Source organism: Candidatus Electrothrix sp., from assembly GCF_052785085.1.
The window spans coordinates 1-7125 of record NZ_JALAAI010000162.1; the positions used below are offsets into that span (position 1 = coordinate 1).

The 7125-nt window shown below is 47.9% G+C and carries 7 protein-coding genes; all 7 read left to right on the forward strand.

The features are described 5' to 3' along the window. Nucleotides 1-403: 403 nt before the first annotated feature. The gene (locus L2082_RS17550) at nt 404-1612 is read left to right on the forward strand and encodes an HD domain-containing phosphohydrolase (protein ID WP_446010280.1); all 1209 of its coding nucleotides are present in this window, start codon (nt 404-406) and stop codon (nt 1610-1612) included. Nucleotides 1613-1761: 149 nt separating this feature from the next. Continuing rightward, the gene (locus tag L2082_RS17555) at nt 1762-2151 is read left to right on the forward strand and encodes a hypothetical protein (RefSeq protein ID WP_446010281.1); all 390 of its coding nucleotides are present in this window, start codon (nt 1762-1764) and stop codon (nt 2149-2151) included. Further along, nucleotides 2148-2429, forward strand: coding sequence for an HPr family phosphocarrier protein (locus L2082_RS17560; RefSeq protein ID WP_446010282.1), 282 nt, complete (start codon nt 2148-2150; stop codon nt 2427-2429). Before L2082_RS17555 ends, L2082_RS17560 begins: the two co-directional genes overlap by 4 nt. After that, nucleotides 2429-4246, forward strand: a complete 1818-nt coding sequence (ptsP, locus tag L2082_RS17565) for a phosphoenolpyruvate--protein phosphotransferase (protein WP_446010283.1) — start codon at nt 2429-2431, stop codon at nt 4244-4246. The genes L2082_RS17560 and ptsP overlap by 1 nt, the downstream gene beginning before the upstream one ends. Beyond that, nucleotides 4243-5274 carry a thiamine-phosphate kinase gene (gene thiL / locus L2082_RS17570; protein WP_446010284.1) on the forward strand — a complete coding sequence of 344 codons (1032 nt, stop codon included), beginning with the start codon at nt 4243-4245 and terminating at the stop codon, nt 5272-5274. Before ptsP ends, thiL begins: the two co-directional genes overlap by 4 nt. Nucleotides 5275-5340: 66 nt before the next feature. Next, entirely contained in the window at nt 5341-6264 is a 924-nt protein-coding gene (locus L2082_RS17575; RefSeq protein WP_446010285.1) for an ADP-ribosylglycohydrolase family protein, read from the forward strand. Nucleotides 6265-6287: 23 nt separating this feature from the next. After that, nucleotides 6288-6983 carry a hypothetical protein gene (locus tag L2082_RS17580; RefSeq protein ID WP_446010286.1) on the forward strand — a complete coding sequence of 232 codons (696 nt, stop codon included), beginning with the start codon at nt 6288-6290 and terminating at the stop codon, nt 6981-6983. Nucleotides 6984-7125 lie beyond the last annotated feature (142 nt).

Sequence of the window (7125 nt, forward strand, 5' to 3'; positions counted from 1 at the left end):
GTTAACAGCTCTGGGTATACAACGTAACGGTAAGCTGATTAACGTGAGCCTGAGAGAGCCTCCAACCTGAGGGCTGTCGGGTTATTGCGCCTTATGTCCATTTTACAGAAAGGCTGTCAGGGGCCTGTTTTATATGGGGATTATTGGTAAGGTGATTATGCCGGTCATTAATTTTACTGTTGGGGTAATGGTTGGATAATTTTTCTCCTTCTTGCTTTTTTTATTGGGATAGTGATAAAAGAAAGGAGTTGTTGGTGAGCTGGTGAGTTTATTAAGCAGAGGGTTTTTATTGTTGAAAAAACCTTGATAAAACTATATCCTATCCTGTGGTATATTACTGTAGAGTACGATGCGTTGCAAGAATCATGAGACATAAACCTGACTGAAGTATATTGAGTATACTATGAAAAATCGGCATCAAGAAGGAGAGGTGTTATCTCTCATTCTGAATAAGATAAGTGCGCTGAATCAACTACAGGATGTAAATACGATTTTGAATGCCACCCTATCCGAAGCGCGGAGCCTGACCCGTGCTGATGCAGGCTCCATATTTTTGGTTCAGGATGGGCAGTTAGAGTTCCGGCATGTGCAGAATGACACTTTGTTTGGTAAAAAAGATGCTGGTGCGGCTCTATATCGCAATGTCAGTATCCCCATCAGCGAGGATTCTATAGTTGGTTTTTCTGCCCTGACTAAAGAAATTGTGGCGATTGATGACGTGTATAATATCTCTTCGGATGTCCCGTATAAATTTAATGAATCCTTGGACAGGAGAAATAATTACCATACCACCTCTATTCTGACTGTTCCGCTTGTTTCGTTGGATAATCGATGCCTTGTCGGGGTGGTGCAGCTTATCAATGCTCAGGATGAACAAGGTCGGGTAACCCGGTTTTCGGAACAGAGCAAAATATGGGTTCGTGTTTTTAGCAATAATGCTGCAGCGATTATTGAGCGGAGCATGTTAAATCATGAATTGATTCTGAGGATGGTCAAAATGGCCGAGCTTCATGATCCAGGAGAAACCGGTGCCCATGTTCAACGGGTCAGTGCTTATAGTGTAGAGATTTACAGGTGCTGGGCTAAAAAAAGAAAGATTCCTCAGGATGAGATCATCAAGTACTGTGATCTTCTCAGCCGGGCAGCCTTACTCCATGATGCTGGTAAGGTCGGGATACCTGATGCTATTCTGAAAAAACCAGGTCCATTGACTGCGGAAGAGTTTGAGGAAATGAAACTTCATACCGTTTCTGGTGCGGCCCTATTCGTCAATATTTCATCAGAGCTTGACCAAATGACTCATGATATTGTTCTTCATCATCATGAGAGATGGAATGGCAGGGGGTACCCTGGTCGCTTGGTCCAGGAGGGAGAGCAATGGGTGCGAAAGCCTCTGGCTGGAAAGGATATTCCTTTTGCAGCCCGGATCGTGGCCTTGGCTGATGTTTTTGATGCCCTTTCTTCTCAACGCAGTTATAAGCCCCCTTGGGATGATGAAAAGATTTATAATGAGATACGGAAAGATTCGGGAGAATACTTTGACCCGGAATTGGTAGAGGCTTTTTTCGAGATAACAGATATCCTGCACGCTATTCAGAAAAAATTTAGATGAACGATCCTGCCTTCCTTGTTGTCTCTGGAAAATTATAGAATCCCAGCTTGTTTTTTTCGTGCGAGCTGTGGTTTGAATGGTTGTAAATATTGGCCGTTTGACTCCATGGAGTTGGGCGGTATTTTCATTTAAAAAGCAATTGCATACTCATGGAAAAATTTGTTAAAGAATTAAGAAAACTTGTCCCTTTTAAAGAGACAACAGAGGTCGGAGATATTGTTCTCGTGGTGATTGAGGAAACCGAAATGGCAGGGTATGCCCTGGTGACCGGGATTGAACGGGATCATAGCCGTAAAGATGAATGGTGGGAAGTGCATATGCAGTTCCTTACTGTTCCCTTGCAACCCATTGTCTGGACATTACGAACAGAGCAGTTCACTGGCCAGGAAACCTTTACCATGGGTGGAAAAGGTCGTTTTGTTCAGGCTGTTGATGTTGTGCAAGAAGCGGCACAGGCAGGAGGCGATCAGGAGACTGTTTCTTCTTCTCTGACCAAGAAAAATACAGGAAAAAAGGGTGGACTGCGTTTGGTGAAATGAAAACGGTTTCCTGGGAGAGCACAGTAACCAACCCCAACGGCCTTCATTGTCGGGTTGCTGAACGTTTGATAAAGATTATTGATGAGCACGAGGCTTCTGTGCAGATTATAGATCAAGGGCAACGTATTGACTGCGATTCTATTCTTGAGTTGCTCAGTCTGGGGCTGGTGCAGGGGAGCCGGATTCAATTCACGGCCCAAGGTACTGATGCTGAACAGATTATTGCTGCTGTGGATCAGGTGTTGTCAACCCCTGATCAGGGAGTTCTGCAAGACTGATGGTACAGGGTGGACAGGAGACAGAGCAGGATAAGCGCTTGGCTGAAGATCGTGAGCCGGAAACTCTGTACGGTATCAGTGGATCCCCTGGTATTGTGGTGGGAAGGGCTGTGGTGCTCAGACCCCGTTCTGATGATCTTGTTCGTTATCAGCTGAAGGAAAATGCGATTCAGGAAGAGCAGGGACGTTTCCAACGGGCTGTTGACCGGGCAGAGCAGGAACTCCAAAAGCTGCGCAATAAATTCAAGGGTGATCTTTCTGATACCCTGACCATTATGGATTCCCATATCCGGATGCTTAGAGACCCTATGATCCTGAAGCAGACCTCCCATCTGATTGAACAGAAACAGATCAATGCAGAATGGGCTCTATCTCAGGCCCTTTTTCTTGTGAAAAGAAAGTTTGATCATATTGGTGATGATTATATTCGGGATCGTTTTACAGATGTTGAATATGTAGTCAAGTTGCTTCTCGAACAGCTCTCTGACCATGGTCAGCAGTTTCCCACTGGTTTTGCAGAGCCTGTTATTGTGGTGAGTGAGGATTTCACGCCTGCGGATACTGTGCGGATGCAGTCTGAAAAAGTACTTGGCTTTCTTACAGAAAAAGGCGGGGTGACCTCACATACAGCTATTGTTGCCCGGTCCCTGGGCCTGGCTGCTGTGGTAGGGGTGGAAAATATCACCCAACTATGCCGGACCGGTGATACCATTATTCTGGACGGCTATGATGGGCGGGTTTGTCTGGCTCCCACCATGGACCAACAAAAGCTGTATCAGGAGTATAACCGGCAGCACCGGGCCTTTTCCGATGAACTGCGTTGGTACATCCATCTGGCTTCAGAAACTCTGGATGGCTTACAGGTTCGCCTGTCTGCCAATATTGAGATCCCGGATGAAATGGAAGGGGTTATCTATTACGGGGCTGACGGGATTGGCCTGTTTCGTTCAGAGTTTGGCTATTTTCAGCAGCATTTTTTGCCGAATGAAGAGGATTTGCTCAACATATATCGGGATTTGGTCATTGCCCTTGATCCACAACCAGTGACCATCCGAACTCTGGATGCAGGTGGGGATAAACTTGCCAATCAACTGCCAGGGAATAGATTTAAGAACCTGCATGAGCGCAATCCTGCCCTTGGCTTGCGTTCCATCCGTCTTTCCTTATGTGAGCAATCTCTCTTTATTACCCAGCTACGGGCCTTATTGCGGGCCTCAGCCTTTGGTCGGCTTCGCATTCTTCTGCCGCTCGTTAGCTTGCTCAGCGAACTAAAACAGGTTCAGGAAATTATTGGGCAGGTCATGGTTGATCTGGTCAGCGAAGGCATTCCTTTTGATCCGGACATTGAAATTGGTATCATGGTGGAGGTGCCCAGCGCGGTTACTATGGCTGATGTTTTAGCTGCTGAGGTTGATTTTTTCAGTATTGGCACCAACGATCTTATCCAGTATTCCCTGGCTATTGATCGGGGTAACGAGTATGTGGCTAAGATGTATGACCCTCTCCACCCAGCAGTGTTACGCATGATCAGCCGGACAGTTGAGGCCGGACATGCCCAGGGAATTGAGGTGGCGCTGTGCGGTGAAATGGCTGGTGATGTTTCTATGGCCCCGGTTCTGTTGGGACTGGGGTTGGACGAACTTTCCATGCGTCCTTCAGCAATCCCCCATGTAAAGCGTTTGCTTCGCCACTCGACTTCTCGCCGTTTGAATAGGCTGGCAAAGCAGGCTCTGTCATGCAAAGATGGCCAGGAAACCCGTGAATTCCTTGAAAAGTATATAGCTGATAATTACGGTACCTGGCGAAAACGTTTATGAAAGAACGAGACCTTATCCAGCACATCAAAGAGCTTACCACCCAAAAAGCTGATGGCCTGGTTCAAGGGATTGGCGATGACTGCGCTGTTGTTACCAAGGATCAGGAGAATGTCTGGTTGTTGACTATGGACACCTTGGTTGAATCGGTGCATTTTGATTGCTCCTGGCATCCTCCTTATTTAGTAGGGCGTAAGGCTGTTTCAGTGAATGTCAGTGATATTGCTGCAATGGGAGGAAAGCCAGTGTTTGTCTTGCTTTCCCTGGGATTGCCAAAGAATTTCGACCCGGAATGGGTGTCTACGTTCAATAAAGGCATTAATGAGGCTTGCAGTCAATACGGTTGTTTGCTGATTGGCGGTGATACGGTGTGCAGCCCGGAAAAGGTCAGCCTGACCCTGACCTTGATTGGTGAGAGCCCACAGGATCAGGTGGTATATCGACACGGGGCCTGTCCTGGGGATAACATTTGGGTTTCTGGTGCATTGGGATATGCCGCTGCTGGGCTTGATTATTTCCGCACAGGAAAGGGGCACGGCGCGCCGTGCCTCTACGAAACATCCTCACAATATCCCTCTGAAATTGCCCCCTGCATAACAGCCCACCTTGATCCTGAAGCCCGAACAGGCTTGGGAAAGGCTCTGGCCCAGGCAGGCTGTATCCATGCCATGATGGATCTTTCTGACGGACTTGCCACAGACCTTGCCCATCTCTGTCAACAGAGCGAGGTCGGGGCACGGATTGCAGCTGACAAGCTGCCAGGAAGCACGGGGTTGGCAGCAGCAGCATCCTTGCTGGGGGAAAAAAGAAGGGATTGGATGCTGACAGGCGGTGAAGATTACGAGTTATTGTTCACAGCAAGCCCACAAGATAATGAAAAAATTATAGAGATAGCAGCCAGGCAAAGCATTCGGGTAAACCCTGTTGGGATTATTACGGAGCCTAGTCAAGGTGTTGTCTTGCAAGAGTGTGGTCCTGATGCAGACAGGGAGCAGTCCATTACATTTCAGGGGTTTGACCATTTCTCATGATTTATGCTGTAGGGGCACGGCATGCCGTGCCCTTACCCTATCAATTCTCCAATGCGGGGACAAAGTATGCAAACACATCATGCTCGTATATGCGGCGCAATTCTTGCTGCAGCTCTGGGTGATGCCTTTGGTGCGCCCTATGAGGGAGGGATTATTGAACAGCTGCTGTGGAGAATTCTCGGCAGACGCCGAGGGAAACGTTGCTGGACCGATGATACCCAGATGTCTGTTGATGTGATAGAGTCTCTTCTTACTTGCAATAAGATGGACCAGGATGATCTTGCCCAACGTTTTGCCAGCTCCTACAGATGGTCAAGGGGATATGGGCCAGGAGCGGCAAAACTGCTCAGGCGTATTCGGAAAGGAGAGCACTGGTCTATTGCAAATCAGGCGGTGTATGTCAATGGATCACTGGGCAATGGCGGTGCTATGCGGGCTGCTCCGGTGGGGCTTTTTTACGGGGCAGGAGATGACAAGAAACTTGTGCAGGCTGTTCGTTCTGCAACCTTAGTCACCCATGCCCATCCTGTTGGTCTGGACGGAGCCGTGGTCATCGGCCTGACAGTAGCTTTGGTCTGCCGGGATTATCCTGTGCAGGAGATTATGAAACGACTTCGCCTTCATATTCAAACGATGGATATGCACAACAGACTTGCCATTGCGGAGCGATTTTTCCACGCAGAGCATCCTGTTGCGCCGAAACAGATTGCTCAGGAACTGGGGAATGGGATCAGAGCGCAGGATTCCTGTGTGACAGCCTGCTATATCGGACTTGCCTTGCGCAAGGCTCCCTTTGTTGATATGTTAACATATACCAGGGAAGTTGGCGGTGATACAGATACCATTGGGGCAATGGCCGGGGCTATCTGGGGTGCGGCTTGCGGGTATCAATATTTGCCTGAAGAGCTTTTAAACCAGCTTGAACATCGGAGATATCTGGAAAAATTGGCCTATCGCTTTGCTGAGGCGATTGTTCAACGGCAAGAGTGAGATGGATAAATGAAACACCCTCTATGATGAAACAACAAATAATAGACTGGCATCGGCTGCTTGGCTTGATATTTATTGACTTTTTCAGCGGTTCAGCCTGGAACGTGGAGCTGGAAAAAGACCTTTCCGTTAAAAAGCAGCTGCTGGACATTATCATTCTGCGTCAGGATTCAGGCGGACTCATTGATCCTCTGCCAGACGGACTGGAGGGAATGAAGAAACACAACCTGCTGACCTTCAAATCAGTCAGGGAACCGTTGGACGACTGGGTTCTGAAAGAGCTGACAGGGCATTATGTCAACTATCGCAAGCAGATTAGCTCATCTTTCAACGACCTGTATCCTGAAGACCAGTTTCAACTCTACGGCGTTAGCGCCAGATACCCGCAAAAGCTCTCTGCGCAACTGGAGTTGACAAAGGTTCAGGATGGTGTTTATGATATATACAGAGGAAGCGACAATATTCGGCTGATTGTTCTGAAGGAGATTCCACACGCAAAACACAATGCGATCTGGCATCTGTTCAGTGGCATTCCTGGAGAAATTGAGTTTGCCGCCCGGCAGTACAGAGGAAAAACGCAGGAAATCAGTACGGTGCTCAACAGGCTGTTCGAGAAGGGAGCATTCCCAAAAAGTAGGTCAAACCACACTTGCTGCCTTGAGGGAAAAAATATGCTCTCTCAGCATGTTCCATCGACCAGCTTTGTAATGCGCCCGTAAATACAACATGGCCTCTGCTGTTTCCTTTAACCAAAACAACGAAGCTCCCTTGAGCCGCAGATTAACCACTCTGCGTATCGCACTCTCCACTAAACCGCTACCGATGGGCAGACCTTCGTTTGCAACATCAGCATAAGACATA

Bases quoted from the DNA above. Each gene is read 5' to 3' on its own strand.
- L2082_RS17580 (WP_446010286.1), top strand. From the start codon at position 6,288: ATGATGAAACAACAAATAATAGACTGGCATCGGCTGCTTGGCTTGATA.
- L2082_RS17575 (WP_446010285.1), top strand. From the start codon at position 5,341: ATGCAAACACATCATGCTCGTATATGCGGCGCAATTCTTGCTGCAGCT.
- ptsP (WP_446010283.1), top strand. From the start codon at position 2,429: ATGGTACAGGGTGGACAGGAGACAGAGCAGGATAAGCGCTTGGCTGAA.
- L2082_RS17550 (WP_446010280.1), top strand. From the start codon at position 404: ATGAAAAATCGGCATCAAGAAGGAGAGGTGTTATCTCTCATTCTGAAT.
- thiL (WP_446010284.1), top strand. From the start codon at position 4,243: ATGAAAGAACGAGACCTTATCCAGCACATCAAAGAGCTTACCACCCAA.
- L2082_RS17555 (WP_446010281.1), top strand. From the start codon at position 1,762: ATGGAAAAATTTGTTAAAGAATTAAGAAAACTTGTCCCTTTTAAAGAG.
- L2082_RS17560 (WP_446010282.1), top strand. From the start codon at position 2,148: ATGAAAACGGTTTCCTGGGAGAGCACAGTAACCAACCCCAACGGCCTT.